This window comes from Blautia sp. AF17-9LB (assembly GCF_003479185.1).
In the GTDB taxonomy this organism is placed as follows: Bacteria; Bacillota; Clostridia; order Lachnospirales; family Lachnospiraceae; genus Fusicatenibacter; species Fusicatenibacter saccharivorans.
Genome location: NZ_QUGU01000004.1, coordinates 97,465 through 117,972, shown reverse-complemented (window position 1 = coordinate 117,972; position 20,508 = coordinate 97,465). Strand labels below are relative to the sequence as shown.

The 20,508-nt window shown below is 47.7% G+C and carries 16 protein-coding genes; 3 read left to right on the top strand and 13 right to left on the bottom strand.

Annotation, left to right across the window (positions count from 1 at the left end; all coding sequences use genetic code 11):
* Positions 1 to 12: 12 nt before the first annotated feature.
* On the bottom strand, positions 13 to 3,861 hold the full coding sequence (locus tag DWX00_RS05970) for a PEGA domain-containing protein (RefSeq protein ID WP_118594833.1): 3,849 nt from the start codon (positions 3,859 to 3,861) through the stop codon (positions 13 to 15).
* Positions 3,862 to 4,375: 514 nt separating this feature from the next.
* Here DWX00_RS05970 and DWX00_RS05965 point away from each other — a divergent pair.
* Entirely contained in the window at positions 4,376 to 4,567 is a 192-nt protein-coding gene (locus DWX00_RS05965) for a YlcI/YnfO family protein (RefSeq protein ID WP_055220177.1), read from the top strand.
* A gap of 112 nt (positions 4,568 to 4,679) precedes the next feature.
* Here the strand turns inward: DWX00_RS05965 and DWX00_RS05960 are convergent, their stop codons facing one another.
* The 11 genes from DWX00_RS05960 to DWX00_RS05910 form a co-directional block, all read right to left on the bottom strand.
* The gene (locus DWX00_RS05960) at positions 4,680 to 5,369 is read right to left on the bottom strand and encodes a metallophosphoesterase family protein (protein ID WP_118594832.1); all 690 of its coding nucleotides are present in this window, start codon (positions 5,367 to 5,369) and stop codon (positions 4,680 to 4,682) included.
* A gap of 125 nt (positions 5,370 to 5,494) precedes the next feature.
* Positions 5,495 to 7,324 carry a vWA domain-containing protein gene (locus DWX00_RS05955; RefSeq protein ID WP_118594831.1) on the bottom strand — a complete coding sequence of 610 codons (1,830 nt, stop codon included), beginning with the start codon at positions 7,322 to 7,324 and terminating at the stop codon, positions 5,495 to 5,497.
* 19 nt (positions 7,325 to 7,343) lie between these two features.
* Positions 7,344 to 8,486 (bottom strand): AAA family ATPase, encoded by a 1,143-nt coding sequence (locus tag DWX00_RS05950; protein WP_227094269.1) that lies wholly within the window; start codon positions 8,484 to 8,486, stop codon positions 7,344 to 7,346.
* A 53-nt stretch (positions 8,487 to 8,539) separates the two neighbouring features.
* Positions 8,540 to 9,319, bottom strand: a complete 780-nt coding sequence (locus DWX00_RS05945; protein ID WP_118594830.1) for a metallophosphoesterase — start codon at positions 9,317 to 9,319, stop codon at positions 8,540 to 8,542.
* 18 nt (positions 9,320 to 9,337) lie between these two features.
* Positions 9,338 to 9,994 (bottom strand): metallophosphoesterase, encoded by a 657-nt coding sequence (locus tag DWX00_RS05940; protein ID WP_117509785.1) that lies wholly within the window; start codon positions 9,992 to 9,994, stop codon positions 9,338 to 9,340.
* Between the two features lie 195 nt (positions 9,995 to 10,189).
* The gene (locus DWX00_RS05930) at positions 10,190 to 10,909 is read right to left on the bottom strand and encodes a metallophosphoesterase (protein WP_118594884.1); all 720 of its coding nucleotides are present in this window, start codon (positions 10,907 to 10,909) and stop codon (positions 10,190 to 10,192) included.
* 81 nt (positions 10,910 to 10,990) lie between these two features.
* Positions 10,991 to 11,092: a DUF6783 domain-containing protein gene (locus DWX00_RS20690; protein ID WP_368249762.1), complete on the bottom strand. Its 102-nt coding sequence runs from the start codon at positions 11,090 to 11,092 to the stop codon at positions 10,991 to 10,993.
* A gap of 474 nt (positions 11,093 to 11,566) precedes the next feature.
* Positions 11,567 to 13,054 carry an FGGY-family carbohydrate kinase gene (locus DWX00_RS05925; RefSeq protein ID WP_118594828.1) on the bottom strand — a complete coding sequence of 496 codons (1,488 nt, stop codon included), beginning with the start codon at positions 13,052 to 13,054 and terminating at the stop codon, positions 11,567 to 11,569.
* A 319-nt stretch (positions 13,055 to 13,373) separates the two neighbouring features.
* Entirely contained in the window at positions 13,374 to 14,306 is a 933-nt protein-coding gene (locus DWX00_RS05920) for a transketolase family protein (RefSeq protein ID WP_118594827.1), read from the bottom strand.
* Positions 14,303 to 15,136: a transketolase gene (locus tag DWX00_RS05915; RefSeq protein WP_117802340.1), complete on the bottom strand. Its 834-nt coding sequence runs from the start codon at positions 15,134 to 15,136 to the stop codon at positions 14,303 to 14,305. Before DWX00_RS05915 ends, DWX00_RS05920 begins: the two co-directional genes overlap by 4 nt.
* Before the next feature lie 5 nt (positions 15,137 to 15,141).
* Positions 15,142 to 16,542: an L-fucose/L-arabinose isomerase family protein gene (locus DWX00_RS05910; protein WP_118594826.1), complete on the bottom strand. Its 1,401-nt coding sequence runs from the start codon at positions 16,540 to 16,542 to the stop codon at positions 15,142 to 15,144.
* Positions 16,543 to 16,866: 324 nt separating this feature from the next.
* Here DWX00_RS05910 and DWX00_RS05905 point away from each other — a divergent pair, with 324 nt between their 5' ends.
* Positions 16,867 to 17,880, top strand: a complete 1,014-nt coding sequence (locus DWX00_RS05905) for a LacI family DNA-binding transcriptional regulator (protein ID WP_055266225.1) — start codon at positions 16,867 to 16,869, stop codon at positions 17,878 to 17,880.
* A 264-nt stretch (positions 17,881 to 18,144) separates the two neighbouring features.
* Positions 18,145 to 19,848 (top strand): ABC-ATPase domain-containing protein, encoded by a 1,704-nt coding sequence (locus DWX00_RS05900; protein ID WP_055266223.1) that lies wholly within the window; start codon positions 18,145 to 18,147, stop codon positions 19,846 to 19,848.
* A gap of 72 nt (positions 19,849 to 19,920) precedes the next feature.
* Here the strand turns inward: DWX00_RS05900 and DWX00_RS05895 are convergent, their stop codons facing one another.
* Positions 19,921 to 20,418, bottom strand: coding sequence for a hypothetical protein (locus DWX00_RS05895; protein WP_118594825.1), 498 nt, complete (start codon positions 20,416 to 20,418; stop codon positions 19,921 to 19,923).
* Between the last annotated feature and the right edge of the window lie 90 nt (positions 20,419 to 20,508).

The window sequence follows — 20,508 nt, the reverse complement described above, 5'->3', positions numbered from 1 at the left end:
AACTTCTTTGTATTACGGAGTTACCGTTTCATCTTCTGCCACGTTTTCATCATCTGGCTCTGATTCTGATTTGGATACTGCTTCACCAGGTTTTTCTGCTTCCGACTCTGAAATCACGCTCTCTGCAGTTGTTTCCGGTAATGGAGTTTCCTCAACAACCACTTTCTGCTCTGGCTGTTTTTTGTTTCGTACCTTTCCAGCGTACATTTCAATCTCTTCTGTGTCATCCACATCATCCATTTCCTGATCAATTCCACCGATGGTGTATGGGTCATTCTGATATTCAAGCGTGTTTACAGATTTAATGGTTTTGGTCGCTCCATCGAAATCAAAAACATGCCATAAGGTTCCTGGCTGATTTGTCGGAATCGTGTATGTTGCAATGTTTTTGCCTTCGAGATAAACCTGAACTTTTGCTCCAGAAAGAGACATTTCATTGGCCACTTCACTGTAACTGTTGGTATAATCGTGTACGAAATAGCTGAACTTTTCGTCTGCTTTTACGTTACGTACTGTAATGGTTTCCGGACCATAACTACTTGTATCATCTACGTCTAAGTTTCCAACAGAATTTCCTTCGAAATCTGTCTGTCCGAACCAGATATGATACGGTTTGTCCGACGAGTAGCATGCAAGATGAGAATCCAGATCCCACGGCTCTTCGCCCCAGGTTAATACGATGCGGAGTTCTCCTGCGGTTTCACCGTTCCCATCTCCCGGTACAAGAACAATATTTGCTGTTTCAATCTGGTCTCCCGCTACTGTGATATTTTTGTAATTCGTCACATAGCCTTCTTTGCTGATTTCAAGCGTATAATTTCCATTTTCCATTGAAAGAGTATAGTCTGCATTTTCAAATACTCCTTCTGTCACAGCATCACCCGTTTGATTGTTCCAGCCTTTGCGTACAATGTAGGCTGTTTCTGTAATACCATCTCCCGTGACTGCATCGGTTATCGTTCCCTCTACAGAACCTGTATTAAAATCATCATGGCGCTCCACCATATAGATATCTTCTACATATCTGATTTCACTGTTCTGAACCAGAACTTCCGCAACCTTGTACGTCTGATAAGACGTTGCGGATACTGTAATTTCATAAGTTCCATCCTGCAGATTTTTGGTGCTGTACTTGCCAAACACATCGGTATAGAGAATTCTTTCTGTTTCTGTTCCTTTCTCTCTCCAGACTCCAGCTCCTCCTGAAAAAACAGCAATTTCATTTTCTTCTGTTTCAAGGTTCCAGGCTCCATGGCTTCCGCCTCCACTGCCGCCTCCGGCTACGCTGTTTCCACCATTGCCGCTGCCTGCTCTGACTTTTCTGGAAATTCTGACTCTCGCGTTTTCTATCGGCAAACGTGTTTTGCTCGAGTAAACATATCCTGTGATACCGCCGCTGGCGTACGTACATTTTTCAACGCGGACTCCATTTTCCTTATGCATTTTTATTCTCAAGTTGTTGTTTTCATCATTTTGAAGCGGTTTGAATTCCAGATCAAAATCGAAATATTTCTTCAATACATCTCCAAGCAGGGAATCTGTATCCAGTCCATTTGTTGAGTATGGATATACCTTGATATCCTCGCATGCAAGACTTCCATTTTCTAAATCATGGTATGCAAATTCTGCCTCAACGCCTAAGCCTAAATCTGCATAATAGCCTGCTAAATCAAAAACACTGTACAAAGTCAACAGACCTTTTATACCAATACCGCCTTCCATATTTCCCTTTGCCTCAAGGGTATCAACACCATGATGAAAATCGAAAATGCCTCTCCATGTTCCATCTTTATATTCAAATCCCTGTGTTGATTCAACGCTATATGAAATATGTAAGGATCCATCTGCTTTGTATGAACAGAAAAGTACAATATCAAAGGTAAAACCGGTAGCCCCTATTGCAATTGGAAAACGCATTAATTCTACCTGACCACTGTCAGCAAATTCTTTTTCCGCCGTAATATCTTCATTTGCATTTTCCGTGACAGCAAGTTTAAGTTCATTTACCGAAACACCATTTACTCCAACGTCAACATTTACAACGCACAGAATTTCAGGAATTTCAAAATCAATTTTTCCTTTTCCTTCATCATTCGAACCAATATTAAATTCAAAATTCTTTTCGTAGCCAACATCAATAACACCACCTGCTCCTATATTAGCCTGTGTTGCAATTCCGTATTCATCCGTGTCGGCAGCTCCTCCGATAAGTGCTGTACCGCCTCCGACAAAATCAATTTTGCTGACCACTTCCCATAATTCTGGCTTTATGCATGTCAGAATCAGTTTCTCGCCATCCTCTGTTACCGTAGTTGCTTTGAGCGCGATACCTGAAATATAAACTTCATTCGCAGGAAGGATCATAACACTTCCTTCTCCGATTTTTTCTGTCTCGGTTGTTTTCGGAAGTGTAACTGTATAGGTTCCATCCGCATTCTCTACAACTGTATAATCTGTGATATTTTCCAGTTCTTTTTTCAATACACCATCTACGTACTGTGTATTATCATGCGGCTCTTCACCAATTGTTGTGTCTTCCTGTCTGATTTCATCAATTTCACAGAAAATCGATTTAACATCTTTCTTGGAAAGCAACGCATGCGGCTGGAACTGGTTTTCTGTATTTAATTCCAGAAATCCTTTCCCTACTGCAATTGCTGCTTCATTTTGATATGTAATACTATCCCAATCCGTCCAACTGTTCGTATCATACGAATGTATTCCATTGAATCCCATTGCATGTACTGCCGTATAAGCCGCAAATTCACGTGTTGCCGGTTCATCTGGATAGAAAAACGGGATATCCTGCTCCAGATCTTCGATATCCGGTGGCGGCAGGATTCCATATTTCTCTGCGATTTCGATTGCTGCTTCATACGCATTTCCTGCCGTATCCGCATAATAATGGTTTAAGGAATCCGGATCTGTATCCAGGTTCATTTCAACCTTTTCAGCGAGCATCTGCACCCACTCACCGCGTGTATATGTTTTGGTGTCGTCCGATGGATCATCTGACTTCACGTAGGTATATTCAACTTTTGCTTTCAGCTCCACGGTAGTCTGATCCACAAGAATATTCTTGGAAAGCTCCATGACCTTTCCTATGTTTACACTTTGTGCTTCTGCTCTTGCCCGTTCCGGAAATACGCCTGCAACGGTGCTTCCCGTCATAATCAGGCACAGAAACCACGCCAACATTTTATTTCTTCTGTTTTTTTTCTTCAGTGCAACAACAATGGCTGCTCCTGCCAGCACCAGCAGTACAACCCAAACAATAATTTTGGTGTTGTCACCCATTTTCGGTGCAGATTTCAATTTCTCAGCCTTTAAGGACTGGCCATTTTGCTTTGCGTTTCCAGTTCCCTGATCTTTTGTTAATGTCGTTCCGGAATCCTTGCTGCCCGTTGTTGTACCAGGATTTTTCGTGTCATTTGCTACGTTTCCATTTCCTGGCTTTTCATTATCTGTCGGATTCTTTTTGTCATCTCCAGAAGGATTTTCCTTATTTTCATCATCCTTCTTGTCATCTGATGCTTTTACCGTACAAACCGTTGTCAACGTAACGGTTTCTCCAGCCTGCAGAGATTCCATCTTTTTTGTTGTCTCCGTATTTTCGGCCAGCACAAAATTTTCCGGCAAAACATTTTCCAGTGACAGATTCGTTACTGCTGTATCATTTGTATTGGTTACAGTTAAAGTAACTTTGATTTCTTCACCCTGCTGGTAAGTTTCTTTGTCTGTTGTCAAGGCTGCTTCGATTCCATCCTGAAGCAGCGATGCTGCAAGAGCAGGCTGTGTCATCATTCCGGTGCATAAAAGCAGTGCCAGAAAGACAACTTGTAATTTCTTCCACACTTTCATACGTCTTCTCCCTCGTAAATGTAAAATTTCGATCCTTTTTCTCTGAATGTCTGCCGCTTATGCTGTCTTCAGGATCCCTGGCGCCTTCCGTCAATGGAAAAGCGGCTTTTCTTGCTCTGCATCCAAACATTAGCTGAGCAGAGCAATGAATATTTCATTTTCCTCCTTCTTCTGTTGTATTTCTTTTAGTGTAATACATCCTCCCTTTATTTGCAATATATTTTGTCATGCATTTTGCAATGCATATTTCAAGCAAGTTATGCAATACAATAAAACAGACTGGGCTTCCAGTACTCTTTAAAATCAGAATACAGCCAGAAAAAAGCGCACTGAAATAAGCTGTCCCCAAAACAGCTTTTTCTTCATTTTTCGATTTCGCAGATTCGAAAAATTTATTTTTTGTCGAACTTTTTTTGAAACACCTTTGTTATGTTTTATGCTGCCCGTAGTTTCCACATAAGATCCGGAAGCATGCTCCGTTCTTATATTCTCCGGCAGCAGAATGGAGTTTGATATGGCATTTCAGTTAAAAGGCAACCGCAAGGAAACGGAAAACAAAACCATCCGTTTCCCCATTCACCTGATCGATCAGATCGAACAGGCAATTTCCGATTCTGACCAGGACATTACCTTTTCCAGTTTTGTGATTCAGGCGTGTGAGTATGCGCTGGATCACATGGACGCCCCGTCAGAAGAACACAATTAACTTTTATTTTTTTCAAAGCAGATTTTTATGGTTCGATGTGCATTTTCTGGCTGTTCTCTGCTTCTATTTTATCTTACCATGCTTCTTATTTTTTTCAGGACAAGATCCTGTCCTAACTCAACTCCACAACCTCATCATACAGACACACAAACACCTCTTCCACTTCCGCATCTTCATGAAAGTGTCCGAAATACCATTTCTGAAACTCTGTCTCATCCGCCACGCGCTGCAGGTACTGGCGGAGTTCCACCTCATCGTCAGACAGCTCTCCATACCCCATTGCCGCGGCCACATCTCTTGGGGCTGTGTGGGTCAGTATGTAGTCCACCTGAAAATCTTCTTTTTCCATATTTTTCCATCCTTCTTCGTACTCTTCCCGTGACGGAATTTCTTCCGGGAACCACGAAATTCCCTCCGCGCGGGACATTTTGTCGATGCTGTAAGCACCTCCGAAGGTAAAGAATTTCAGCCCGTCAATCGTAAAGATCTGGCCGCGCATCAGATGGATCATGTTGTCCTCAATGATATGCACCTTTCCGCCGTTCCACTGCTCCACGGCGTAGGAGTTCAGCTGTTCGAAGTTCTCATGATTTCCGTCGATAAACAGTGTCGTCACCGGCAGACTTCGGAAAACGGCTCTCGTATTCGCTTCGTATGCTGCAGAAAAGCCGCAGATGCCGACATCTCCGCAGATGATCAGATAGTCATCCCGGGTGTACTCGTCTTCGTGCTCGTTAAAATAGCGTACAACTTTTTCAATATCAAAGGTGCCATGGGTATCGCCTGTAATGACAATGCTCATTCTCAGCGTCTCCTCTCGTGTTCTCTGTTTCTGTTCTCTAAAGTATCGCAAAACATCATCCGCAAATTCTGTCCGCTTTCTCTGCCGCTGCTATCGCTTCTTGCAGAGACACAGACTACGCCGCACTATTCCCGAAAATAAAACACTTCTCCCCGTGCCCGGAACGGCAGCCGGTTTCCTCTCGGAAGCAGAAATGCATGCTCTCGTCTTACCTTCAGGTCATTCTCAATCTCCCCGTCCGTAATAATCAGAATCGGCCCGTCCTTTGGAAAATCGTTCGCCTGTTCCAGACAATCCACGCCCGGCTGCAGTATGGTTCCTCCTCGTCCCGTGACTTTTACCCGTCCGGCAATATCTTCCGGTGCCAGATATCCCGCATCCGTCGCTTTGGCATCACAGAAAATGATTCTCACGAACGGAACATCTTTCGCCGCGGCATAGCTGGCGATGGAGCCAAGTGCCATACCGATCTGTTTTGCACTCATGGAACCGGACGTGTCCACGACCACACCGAAGGTCCGGCTCTCCAGATCCTGCTCGTAATACGCATATCCTGGTCTTGGAATGTCCGGCGTGGCACCCTGCCGTCTGCTCGGCCGCGCATAGGTACGGTGTTTTTCCAGCGGTGGAAACTGTACGTCAAACCACTTCGCCAGCGCGGCATCCCAGGGAATGACCGGCATCGCAAGCGCCCTGATTTCCTGCACCAGCCCGGCCGGCAGGAAACCACGATTGTGCTCCTGATGGTAATCCAATCCCTCCCGCAGTGCATTTTTCAGCAGTTCATCCAGGCTGACCCCGTTTTCTCTTCCAGTAAAATGCGGTCTGTTTCCGTTAAACATATCACCTCTGCCAAAGCCCCGGAAGGTGTTTAGCTTTTTGTACTTTCGGATCTCTTTCACGATCAGATCATAGATACTTTCTGCCGATTTGTTGTGAAGTGTTTCATCATACAACAGCCCATCCGGCGGCATTCTGCCGATCTCCATTTCGTGCAGCCAGTCGTTGATGACGTAGTCGCAGGCGATGTTCCACAGAAAGAAGTCACGCCCATTGCACCGTTTCTGGTGCTGCAGTCCGGCATGGAGATATTCATGCGCGAGAACAAAAATCCACTCTTCCTCCGAAAATCCGCACGACGGATTGGCATAAATGATTCCCTGCTCTGCGTCAACCGCTGCAATATGGATTTCATACCGATGGCACATTTCAATGTCCTCCACAATTTTAAATGTAGCTGCAAGACCTCCGAGCAGCGGATAATGGGACAGGAACCATTCTGCTGCTCTGGAAATGACGGTATTCTTTTTCGTTTTAAGATCGTATCCTCCCGCATCGCAGAGTGCAGATTTGATGGAATGAGTGACTGCATAGGAAAATTTTTCAGCATATGCATTTCTTTCTCCCTTTTTATAAACGATCGGCCGTTCTACCCCGATCATATCCTTTAATTTTTCAGAGTTTGTCCCGCAGATCTGCGCACCATTATCCTGGTGCTTCAACAGATATTCATAAATTTTCTGCTCGCTGTTCAGTTTGATCGGATATGCTTCCGCCGGATCTGCGCAGATCGGCTCGCCGAGGCGGATGTCATAAAGGAATCTGGTAATGTAGATATCACAGGCTTTGTTCCAGAGTGCCGGGACAAATTCGCAGTCGGAAGGGATGCTCGCTTTGTCAAAGTGGCCGAACGCCAGGTGCAGAAGGTTGTGTGCCATCACATAGCACCATTGTTCCGGCGACAGGTTCGCCCGCATGTTGACGTAGATATTTCCATCTTTCGTAACACAGGCCAGACTTCCTTTTGCATTCAGATGGGAGGGCTTTGCAGTGATGTACCCATCCAGTTGATGGAACAGTGTATTTTTTTCCAGCAAACCAAAGCCGGCCTCCACTCTGCGGTACCCGGCCGGCTTTTCTTCTTCGCGGTAATACCTGCTTCGAACGTATGGCATCCTTTTCTCCTTCCTTTTTTCATCCGACGAGCCGCGGCAGATCACGGATGATTTCCATCATAAACCAGTCCGGCAGTGCCTCCGCTCCATCAGCTGCGACGGTCATCTGGGCGATTTCGAAATTGATGACTGCGAGTTCTTTGATCATGCCCTTGGCGCGGTACGCAAAGGAAAGCATGCCGCCGGAAATTCCCTGTTTGCTTTTCGGCAGTTCTGCAAGCAGTCTGGCGCGGAAGGACTGTGCGAGAAAATACAGCACATCCCGGTTTTCCGGCTTGTCCGGCCATTTTGCTTTCTGCGCGATAATGTCATCCAGGAGATGTGTGTTGCGCAGTGTTTTTGTGTAAGCAAGAAACATCCCCGCATGCTGTTCCAAGAGGCAGGCGTACGCCATCATTTTTAATGTTTCCTGCGAAATATCCTGCTCCCCGGCCCGGTATTCCTTCAACGCATCGCTCAGCATGTGCCAGGAACGCGGGGTGGAAAACGGTTCTTCGGTTTTCGGCGGTTCGGAAAAGAGGTGATCCGGCCGCTGGATGATATAGTCAATGACCCACGGATGGAGTCCTTCTGCCTGCGCCCACTTGATCCACTGTCCTACATCCGCTTTCAGCTGCACATGGAACATACGGTTTAAAAGGGCGGACGACATCGTTTTTACGATCGCGCTGTCCTCGGCACGGTTTCCTGCTCCGATCACAATGCTTCCCTCCGGAAGATGGTATTCTCCGATCCGCCGCTCATGGATCAGAGAATAGAAGGCTTTCTGCACTTCCTGCGTACAGGCGTTGAGTTCGTCCAGGAACAGGACATATGGCTCTTTTCTGGCGATCATTTTCGGCGGAAGGAATTCCGATGTCTCGCCCCGGATCTGCGGAATGCCAATGATATCCTCCGGCGCGAGCTGGCTTCCGAGGAGCGACACGCACGGCAGGCCGACTTCGTCTGCGAATTTTTCCACTAACGCGGATTTTCCGATGCCGGGTGCACCCCAGATAAAGACCGGCCGTACCGGCGCAACCTGAAGCAAAACTTCTAATAATTCATCCTGTGTTACACTAACTGGTAAATGCATCTGATCTACTCCCTTCTGTTCGGATCCTGTTTCTTTGTCAAAGCGGATATCCGCAAGCCGCTTCACTCCTTGCTTGATTCGGTTCAATCACTTTTTCCGCCCTGCCGTGATTTTGCTGTGCTGCATTACAATATTTCTCACTATATTTCTCTGTATTTTCCCGTTTCACTGTCATATTCCAGCACCGGAATTTTTCCGCTCCGCCAAGTGGTTCCATCGAGATAATAGTGACTCTGACCGTCGTGCCAGATACCGTCATATGTCCTGTTTCCGCTGATTTTTGCCGTGGAAATGTGGCCCGCAATCACATCCTTATGGAATGCTCCACGACTTACTGTTCTTTTTCCAACCATCAGCTCCCTGCTGGTCACGCACAGCCAGTCTTTTTCGCCCCATTCGGCAATTCCGGCGTGCACCAGAATCTGGCGCTCTGTTTCATAAAAATAAGGAAGATGGCACATCCAGGTAATCAGTTCCCCCGCATCTTCGAGCATCAGCCGTACTGCTTCTGCATTTCTGGAATCCTCTGAGAGGTGTGCTTCTTTTTCCAGAAACTCTTGAAAATGTTCTTCTTTCAGAAAGCTGTGCAGCGTTTCATAGTCTCCATCTGCATCCGATGCCAGCCATTCCCGGCTGCGATATCGCTCCACACTGCCGATATGCCGGTTGACATCCGCATATTCTTCCAGCCAGTCCAGCAGTGCTTTTTCATGATTTCCCATCAGGGCAATGACTTTTTCCGAACCATATTTTTCCTGCAATGCCCTGACTTTTTCCAGCACCGCCCGGCCATCTGGCCCATAATCTATGTAATCGCCCAACAGAATCAGCTGGTTTTTCCCCGAAAGATCTGTTTTTTTCAGAGCTGCCTCGAATGCCTCCAGAAATCCGTGAATATCCGACATCATATATCGCTTCATTGCTTTTCCTCTGTTTGTTTATACGTAGAAAGTTTCCTTCGTTTCCAGGCAAAGGCATCCCAGTCTTCCATTCTCAAAGCCGCAGCCGCAGTCACACAGATAGACGTTTTCTTTTTTATTCTTCCAGATGGATCCATTTCCCATGTTCTGATGGCCGCAGACGGAAATATATCCATGCACTCCCTCATGAAGAAAAACCTTGTACCACAAATCCCCCATCAGATAATAGTTGTCCAGTTTCCATTTCCCCGGTTCTGCCGTACAGGCATGGGCAAGCAGATACGGCTGACCATCTACCTCGATTTCCACCTGTACCGGCCAGGAAAGGATGCGCTCTGCGAGCTGCTTTAAATCAACTTCCGTCAGGCGTTCCTGTAAAAGATGGAAGGAATTGTACGGATACGGCTGCAGGAGGGCGCGGTCTCTCTCATCCATCCCGTAATAGTGGAAAATGTAATTGGCAAGCCAATGATCGTGGTTGCCGCGGATCACAGTACATTTTTTCCCCAGCTTCAATACCTGAAAATACACGCCCGCCGGGTCTGGATGATCCATGCAGCGGTCAAACAAATCACCAAGCAGATACAGGTGGTCGTCCTCTTTGAGATCAATTTTTTCCAGCAATTTCATGAACCGCCAGCTGTCGTTATGTATATCGGTAATAATATAGTGCATCCAAAATCTCCTTTTCTTTCGCAGCTTTCGTGTCAGCTCCTGCAATCTTCAAAGCTTTTGTTATCCGCTCATTTTTCCCAAAACGGCTTTCCTGCTTGTGTTTTGGCATGTCCTGTTTCAAAAATCTTCCCGCTTGTTCTGCTGGTTCCGAATCCCGGTCTTCTGATACTGGCATCATGGAACGTCTAAAATCGTTCACCCATTGTTGTCCGAACTGTAAAACTCTTCCCCCGTTTCCAGACAGATTGCCGCCAGCCGCCCTCCCGGGAAGCATGCGCCGCAGTCGATCGCAATGTGGTGATATTTTTTATAAATATACCCGGGATTATCATTTTCCGGAATCGTCTGCGTCGGTGTATGTCCTGTTACCAGATTTGTATCCGCAAAGTATTCCTTCTGATAATCTGGTCTGGCCCATACAAGATCGTGCAGGGAATATTCCTCGATCCTCTTTTCCGGTGTGAATCCACCCAGCCCTCCATGCACCAGCAGATACTGTTTTTCTCCCACTGTAAGCTCCTCATACAGACTGAAATCCTCCAGAAAATTCAGTACTTCCTCCCGCATCTCCGAATCCAGCGCCCGAAATTCCCGGATCGTAGCATCACCGCCGTTATACTTCCAGAGAACCAGATTGTCCAGCAGTTCAGCATCCACTTCCTCGATGGCAAGATCTGTGATTTCCTGACAGAGAAACCGCAGACATTCCAGCGCCATCACCTCATGGTTCCCCACGATACAGAACGCATTCGGCATTTCCATCAGTTTCAATATCACCTTAATCGGATGCTCACCCCGGTCTAAAACATCACCAAGAACATAGAGTGTATCTGTATCTTTCAATTCAATTTCTTCCAGCAGCTCCATAAATCTCTCATACTCACCGTGAATATCAGAAATAACGTAAGTAGCCATAAACAGAATCCTCCCTTTTTCATCCATACGAATCTGCATACGTTCTCCATTACCAGCTTATCTTACCATACTTCCTGTTTTTTACCGGACAAACTCTTGTCCCTCCTTTTTTTGCATAATGTACACTCTAGAGCGTGTCTGAAAAAGGCTTTTCGCAAGCTGCGAGTCCCAGTTTGTGGAAATGATTTTTCAGACACGCTCTAATACATCTTCTATTGAACTTTCCTTCATGCGAAATCCCTTTTTCTTGATACTATACCACATCTATTTTTTTCTTCATTGAACTACAAGTTTAATCCTCTTTTTCTTGCTGTTTTCTCGCATTCTATCAGCATTACGCGCTGTTTATACAGCGCCTTTTATTTCTGTACAATTTATTCTCTATATGCAAAAAAGGAACGTTCTATCCAAATCGTTCCTTTTTGTTTGTAGATTATTTTATTTTTCAAATTTCTCAATCACGCACGTATGCGTCTTCGTTTTCTTATCATAAACGCGTATTTGCCGAGTGTACAGTAATGCCCGCGTCCCCCCTTCGTCATCCCACCGTCAGGCGCAAAAAATCTCCCGCCGCACAGAGCCTCTTGCCCTCCGAAACAGTGCCTGTCCGGGGACTTGTGCTCTGTGGGGCGGGAGGCCTTTTACACCGTCCGTCCCCTATTTACTTAATACCCCGTCGACCGCCGCTTTCCATCCGGCATATTTTTTCTCCCGGATTTCATCGTCCATCTTCGGTTCATACACACTTCGTTTCATATTTCCCGCGAGCTTCTCCAGATCATACACACCTGCCGAAATACCCGCCATATAAGCCGCTCCAATCCCGGAAAGCTCCTCCGCGTCCGGAATATTTACGCGTTTATTCGTAATATCGCTCTGGAACTGCATCAGATATCCGTTTCGTGTCGGGCCGCCGTCTACACGGAGTTCCTCGATCCGCATGCCGGTATCCTGCTCCATCGCACGGGCAAGGTCGGTGATCTGGTAGGCGATACAGTCGAGAGCCGCTTTTACCACCTCGGCTTTTCCTGTGGTGCGGGTAATTCCGCTGATCGATGCCGTTGCTTTCTCATCCCAGTACGGCGCGCCAAGCCCGGTAAACGCCGGAACCAGATACGTGCGGTCTGCCGGATTTGCCTCCCTTGCCAGTCCTTCCGTCTCTTTTGCCGAAGAAATCAGCTTCAGGTCATCCTTCAGCCAGGTAATCACAGCTCCGGTGTAGTTCAGGTTGCCTTCCAGCACATAGTCCACCTTGCCGCCTCTTCCCCACGCAAGCGAAGTCACAACGCCGTGGCTACTCTGAATCGGCTTGTCTCCAATGTTCATCATCAGCGAAGAACCCGTTCCGTACGTCGCCTTGATCATGCCCGGTTTTAAACAGCCCTGTCCGAACAGAGCCGCATGAGAGTCGCCTAATACACCACAGATCGGAACCGGCTCGGAAAACAATCCTTCCATCGTCGTGGTTCCATACACCGCATCGGAATCGCACACCCTGGCCAGCGCACAAGCCGGAATCCCGAACATCTCGCAGATCTTCTCATCCCACGCCAGTGTTTTCAGATTAAACAACTGCGTTCTCGACGCATTTGAAAAATCCGTCTTAAATGCATGATCTCCCGTCAGCTTGTAAACCAGCCAGCTGTCGATGGTGCCAAGGCAGAGCTCCCCGTCTGCAGCACGTTTCTGTCTTTCTTCTCCGCCGTTTCGAAGCAGCCACGCCATCTTTGCAGCAGGAAAATAAGCCGAAAGCTGCAGACCCGTCGCCTCGCGGATCTCCTCTGCGTGCCCCTGCTCCGCAATCTCCTGCGTAATCCCGCTTGCGCGTCCGCACTGCCATACAATGGCCTCTTCCAGTGGTTCCCCGGTCGCCTTATCCCAGATCGCCGTCGTCTCACGCTGATTGCTGATGCCGATTCCGGCGATTGTTTCCGGTGCAACACCGGACTCTGTCACCAGCGTTTTTACCGTCTGTACTGTATTTCGGTAAATCTCATTCAGATCATGGGACACCCATCCCTTTTCATTGACGATCTGCCGATGCGGCAGGTCGGTACGGCGGAGTAAATGTCCCTCCCCATCAAAGAGCAGCGCTTTCGTTCCCTGCGTGCTCTGGTCAATTCCGATGATATACCTTTTCTCCATTTTTTCAGCTCCATTCCTAAAATTTTATAAATATCCAGATTCCCATCTCGAATAACGCTGAATGCACCCTGTTTTTCAACACACCATGCGTCATTTTCTATTGTCGCAGCATTCACCCTGCCCCTATAGGCAAGATCTTTGGCGATTACCACACATTCCAACATCTTCCGCAGAACGATTTATTCCTGATTATATAGAAAAAGTTCCTGCGTTCCCGGATTTTCTTCCGCCCGGGCACGCAGGAACATGGCATACGCAGACCTGCGGCAGTTTACAGTTCCCTGCGGGCTATCACATTCACCGCTGATTCCATTTCTGATTAAGCCAGTAATTCTTTCGCTTTTTTTGCAATGCCCTCGGCATTCAATCCATAATAGTCAAATACTTCTTTGGAAGTTCCCGTAATCACCGGCGCATCCGGCAGAGACATAGGAATGACTTTGCGCGGGCATTCCGCACCGACCACCTGACTCACCATCGATCCAAGACCGCCGAATGGAGCGTGCTCTTCGATCGAAATGACAACTTTTGCCTTCTTTGCAGCTTCTACCAGGCCCTCTTTGTCCAGCGGTTTCACACAGTACATATCGAGCAGTCCTGCGCTGATTCCCTCTTCTTTCAGCATAGCAGCCGCATCGAGCGCCGGGCGGACCATCTCACCGCAGGCTACCAGTAAAACATCGGTGCCTTCCGAGAGAGCCGTTGCCCTATCCATCTCAAACGGGGTATTTTCTTCGCTGTAAATATCCGCAACGGCATTTCTTCCCACTCGGATATAAGCCGGTTTTTCATCGGTAAGGAGCGCCTCAACCAGTTTTGCTGTCTGGAAGCGGTCGCTCGGCAGATAAACGCGCATGTTCGGAATAGCTGCCATTGCTGCGATGTCCTGTGCAGAATGATGGCTCATGCCGAGTGCACCGTAGCTCACACCGCCGCTGATACCGATCAGCTTTACATTGGTGTTGGAGTATGCACAGTCAATCTTTGCCTGCTCATAGCTTCTTGTAGAAAGGAAGCACGCCGGAGATGCCGCAAATGCTTTCTTGCCGCATTTTGCAAGACCGGCAGAAACGCTGACCAGATCCTGCTCCGCAATACCCATCTCCACAAACTGCTCCGGATACGCATTTGCAAACGGTGTCAGGGAAGCACTTCCCCTAGAATCGCTGCAGAGCACCACGATATCTTTATCCGTTTCGGCATGTTTCATTAAAACCTCGCAAATGGCCTGTCTGTTTGGAATCTTATTCATGACAGTGCCTCCTTTCTCTCATCCAGATCCTTCATGATCTGTTCTACTTCCTCCGGTGTCGGCACTTTATGATGCCACTCCGCCTTATTTTCCATCACGGAAGAACCACAGCCCTTCGTTGTGTTTGCAATAATAACCGTCGGTTTTCCCTTGCAGTGTTTCGCCAGCTCAAACGCATGAACGAGCGCGTCCATATCGTTGCCCGGTACGGAAAGAACATTCCATCCGAACGCTGCCCATCTCTCCTCCTGGCTGTCCTGTTTCATGACATCCTCGGTATTTCCGGAGATCTGCAGACGGTTGCGGTCTACGATCGCACAGAGGTTGTCCAGCTTGTAGTTTCCTGCGGACATTGCGCCCTCCCAGACAGAGCCTTCTGCCAGCTCGCCGTCACCCATAACGGTGTAGACACGATAATCTTTTTTATCCATTTTTCCTGCCAGCGCCATTCCCACGCAGACCGGAAGTCCGTGGCCGAGAGAACCGGAATTCATCTCGATGCCCGGCAGTTTATTATTCGGATGGCCGATGTACGGGCTGCCGAATTTGGAGAATTTTTCAATGACCTCTTCCATCGGGAAGAACCCCTTTGCCGCAAGTACTGCATAATATGCCTCAACGGAATGACCTTTACTCATCACAAAGCGGTCGCGGTCCGGGTCATCCACATTCTCAGGGCTGATGTTCATCTCTTTAAAATACAGCGCCACAAGCACATCAATAACACTCATGTCACCACCGATGTGGCCGCCCTTGCCGGAAACTACCATTTCCACTACTTTCTTCCGCAGATCATACGCCAGACAACTCAATTCCTTGTATTCACTCATGATTTTCATTCTCCTCTTAAATATGCTTTGACATCTTCCTCGATCGGATCATATAAATCCGGGGCAATACCGATGTATTTGCATGCTTCATACAGAACCGGCACAACGTTCTCGTGGATACCGACACAGTGGTGGATGTACGGTCCTTCCACGATTTTTGCCTCGAGGCGTTTCAGGTTCTGTACCTCAACCCATACGTAGGTTCCCTTCGTATAAGGTCCCTTGACACCTTTTGCATTTCCAAGCAGCAGGGAGTACTCTCCGTTGTCTCCGTCAAAACGCGCCAGTGTCATTTCGCCTAATTTTGCCTGTGCCTCTACAGCTCCCGGATGACTGAATGCCAGAGGATAACCGATGGTCGGTTTTTCCTGTGCTACCGAGATTGGCCACGGTCCGCAGTGCTGCAGCAGCTCGCCGTTCTCGTTGTCCGGGTGGCGTACCGTCCAGTCGGCAAAGAAGCTTCTCTTATCGTTTCTGCCGGCAGCCTCTACCATCAGAGCGGTGATGGCGCCATGGATATCGGTCTCACAGACAACCGGAATTCCCTCTTCGTTCAGCAGGGAGTTTGCCGCACACGGCATGATGCCGATCTCACCCTGCAGCGCGTTCCAGCACTGGATCGCGATGGCATTGCAGGAATATTTTGCAGCCAGATTTTTCATCGCAACCTTCAGAGCTGCTACATTTTCCAGTTCTTCCGGTTTAATCTTTACGCACATATTGGTATTGCAGTAAGAAACGACGTTTGCTACCTCGGTTCCTTCTGCTTTTACTTTTTTCATCTCTTCGGTCAGTTCCGGCAACGGAATCGGAGAAAGCTGAATATTAAACTTCTCCAGCAGTTCGCCTTCGTTGCACATCGTGGACCAGAAATCGAACGGACGCGGTCCGATCTGCAGGATTCTGGTATGGCGGAACGTATCGACGACGTTGCAGACGGCAAGGAAATCTTTGATGCCGCGTTCAAATTCCGGATCGGTCAGGCGGCAGTTCGTCATATAGGTAAAGGGGACCTGGAATCTTCTGAGCACTTTTCCGGTTGCGAAAAGTCCACACTGGCTGTCGCGGAGACGAACACCATTTTCATCCGGGCGCTCATCGCGCGGTCCCCAAAGGAGTACCGGCAGTCCCATCTCTTTTGCCAGTCTTGCACAGACATACTCGGTACCGAAGTTGCCGTGCGGGAAGAAAATTCCTTTTACATTTTCTCTTTTGAATTTTTCCTGGATCTTTTCACGGTCCGCTTCATCGTAAAACAGGCCTTCCTCGTTGATATCGGTGATGTCCACAAATTCAACGCCAAGCTCTTTCAAACGCTCTCTCGTCAAGTTGGCGTATTTTACGGCATCCGGCGCACTGAAAATGCTTCTTCTCGTAGGGGCAAATCCGATTTTGACTGATTTCATATTCATTTCCTCCATTTAATTTTTCGTTGAATTTTGTTAAATTCATGATTGAATCATCTTCTTTTCTATAGCCCTTATATTACTAAATGCAGTTGAATTTGTCAATCTCGTTTTAGTTATATTAAATATTTTTTAGTAATTTACACAAAAACAGCACCCGTTTTTTATGCATTCCTTCATATTTTTAAATTTTTCCGCTCAGAAGTTGACTTCCTTTTTAATTCATATTAAAATCAGACCATGAGTTTAATGCTTTTTCAGAAATCTGGCCGCTGTTTTGCAGATTTCTGGCATCCCGAATTTATGGAACAGGAGTAAAATCTTATGAATATTTCTGCAAAAGAACTGGCAAAGTTGATTAACGTATCGCCTGCCACCGTTTCGATGGTTTTCAATAATAAACCCGGCATCAGCGATGCCACCAGGGAACTGGTTTTAAAGACTGCAGCCGAGTATGGCTATGAGCCCAAAAAGAACGAATCTTCCGGCGCATCTTCCCGCATTATCCAGCTGGTCAATTATAAAAAGCATGGAAAAGTCGCTGCCGACACACCGTTCTTCTCCCAGCTGACCGAGGGAATTTCCACCGAATGCACCCGTCAGGGCTGTGCACTCCATATCTCCTATTTTTATGAGACGATGGACATCGACAGCCAGCTTGACGCGCTCCGTGCTGTGGACTGTGAGGGGATTCTCCTTCTCGCAACCGAGATGGCGCCGTCCGATTTCCGCAAGTTCCGCGATTTTTCTGTCCCGATTGTTGTGGTGGACTGCTATTACGACGAGCTGGATTACGACTGCGTTCTGATTAACAACATCCAGGGCGCTTTCAACGCCACCAGTTATCTGATCCAGTGCGGTCACAAAAACGTGGGCTACCTTCATTCGAGCCTCGACATCAGCAACTTCTCCGAGCGCGCCGACGGCTATTACAAGGCACTCCGCGCAAACGGCATAAGCACCTCCCATCCCTATGTACACGCCGTTTCCCCGACCTCTGACGATGGCTACCGCGACATGCTGCGTCTCCTTGAGTCGAAAGCGCCGATCGCCGATGCTTATTTCGCCGACAATGACATCATCGCTGCTGCTGCCATGCGCGCGCTGCGCGAAAACGGCTACCGCATCCCGGAGGATGTCTCCATCATCGGTTTCGACGATGTTCCGATGTGCGATATGATGGTTCCGCCGCTTTCCACCATGAAAGTCAGAAAACGGGAACTCGGCGCAACCGCTGTCCAGCGCCTTCTTGACCGCGTATCTGACCCGAAACGCGAGTGTCTGAAAATGTGCATGGCAACCAAACTGGTAAAACGCCAGAGCGTTTCCAAACGTTGACATTTCGCGAAATTTCCTGTATTTCTTATTTATCTGATTCACTTCGAACGCACACGGCGTGCAAAGCAGGCATCCTGATATTCCATGCTGTCTCCTTCCCTGCATTGCCACAGCAAAAAAGAGCGAAAAGTCCTCCCTCTGTGGAGAGGCTTTTCGCTCTTTTTTGCTCTGCACCATTTTGCTTTGGATTTTTCCGTTCTGCTATGCTATAGTTATCACAAATGATCTATACAAAGAATCTTCATTTTGAAAGGAGTTTTTTTTATGCAGTCTGCAAATGACCTGAAACAGCTTTTATTTAATATCAACCACAAAAGTTATCCCGCCTATAAGTCTGCCCGCGGTGCTTACCAGTTTCCAAACTATATCCTCTCCATCGACCACGTCCAGGGCGATCCCTTTGCCGCACCATCGCGCGTCAGCATCCATGTCACCGGAAAAACTGCCGCATTTCCGCCGTCCCTGTACGACACGTACGAGAAGCGCATCGCTCTTCAGGATTACCTGCTGCGCCAGTTTGCACGCGCAATCGCACCGTATTCCTTCCGTGCAAAGGGATCCGGCAAAAGCGGACTGCTTGGCGTAAGCCGCTGCGGTCAGGAGATTCTCGAGCGCACCGCCTGTGTTTTCAATGCAGCAAACGGCAGTCTGGTTCTCAACATGGAAATCGGTTTTCCCGCCAACGGCCGCACCATCGCCGCCCAGGAGCTGATCCGCATTCTCTTCGACTTTCTGCCGGGCTGCGTGGAAAAATCGCTTTTGTACCGTTTTCTGAATCCGAAAGCCTGTGCCGCGGTTGCTGCTCTTTCTGAGGATCAGCAGGCCATTCGGCAGCAGTTAAAAGAAAAGCACCTGACGGCTTTTGTTGCCGATGGCGCCATTCTCCCGCGCGAAACGGGTGTTTCTGATCTTCCGATGAGGCATGCGGTTCCATTTTCTTCTCCCGACACCTTACGTGTTACGCTGGATCTTCCCAATCACGGACCGATTTCCGGCATGGGCATTCCCCTTGGCGTTACTCTGATTGTCGGTGGCGGCTTTCATGGAAAGTCCACCCTGCTGCAGGCGCTGGAAATGGGTGTATACAACCACATCGCCGGAGACGGAAGGGAATATGTTATCACCGATGCAAGCGCTGTAAAGCTCCGCTCCGAGGACTCCCGCAGCATCAGCAATGTCGATATCTCCCTTTTCATCCACGATCTCCCGGGAAAGAGTGATACGACCGCTTTCTCAACCGCGGATGCCAGCGGAAGCACCTCACAGGCCGCCAATGTAATCGAAGGAATGGAATCCGGCACCGGACTTTTCCTGATTGACGAGGATACTTCCGCCACGAATTTCATGGTACGCGATGAACTGATGCAGCGCGTGGTGGCCGACAGCGAAGAGCCAATCACTCCGTTTATCAGCCGCGTGCGTGACCTGTATGAAAAGCTTGAGATTTCTTCCATTCTCGTCGCAGGAAGTTCCGGCTCCTATTTTCATGTTGCCGATACGGTCATTCAGATGAAAGAATATGTTCCGTATGACATCACAGAACGTGCCAAAGCCATTGCCGCGGAATTCCCGCCGTTTACGGCTTCTGTGCGTCCGTTTGCACTCCCGTCTTTCCAGCGTCATCCACTGCCGGATAAAGTCTTAACCGGCAGCGACCGCACAAAAGTCAAAGTGATGGGACAGGAATCCATTCTGGTTAATAAATCCCTGACTGACCTGCGGGCCGTGGAACAACTCACGGATTCCGAGCAGCTCTCCGGACTGGCGGCGCTCCTTTTAGAGGCTGCAGAGCGGGCGATGGATGGAAAGAAAACCTTAATTCAGGTTGTCGATCTGCTGGAAAAAGAAATGGATGAAAAAGGGCTTTTGGCGCTCCTGGCCCCTGGACGCCCCGGCAACCTGGCTCGCCCAAGACGCCAGGAAATCTTCGCCTGCCTGAACCGGTGCAGGAATTTGAAATTCAGATAAAAGGAAGGGGCTGAACAAAAAATTTTCTGTTCAGCCCCTTATGATTTTTACTTCTATGCCCTGTATTTTTATTTATCCACGCACAGTATGATGAATAAAATAGTCCGCATCCACGATCCGATAACTATTTTTCTCTGTAGAATCTTTTATGATTACCTGTCCATTTTCTGTTTCAAGCGTAATATAAGTTCCATCACTTCTATACACCGTCATCTGCTCCTTCGGGCGTTCCAGCATCCTGATCGGATCTTTTTCCTTTTTTATCCGCTGAAGTTCATTCTCTGTCATAAAAAATTCTATTTCCGAAATTTTTCTGTTTTTCTTCAACGGTGTGCTTCTCATGGAACCATTTTTGTTCATCCAGCGATCCGCAAACAGAACATCTTCTGTCATTTTCGTAATTACCTCCGATATTCCTTCAATCTGTTTTATTGAAATACCTTGAAGTACGCCTGTAATGATTTTCTTATATTCTTCTTGCGTGATATCAACACACAATTCATTTCTTCTATTTTGCTCAAAAATATCTCCTGATTCATAGATCACCTTATATTGAAAATGAAATCGCATATATGTTCCCTCTATCTCAGTTTTTCTATTTACGCCTAATGGTTCCTGACCCCGAGTAGGATCTGTCCCCGAGTCGTTTCATATCATCGC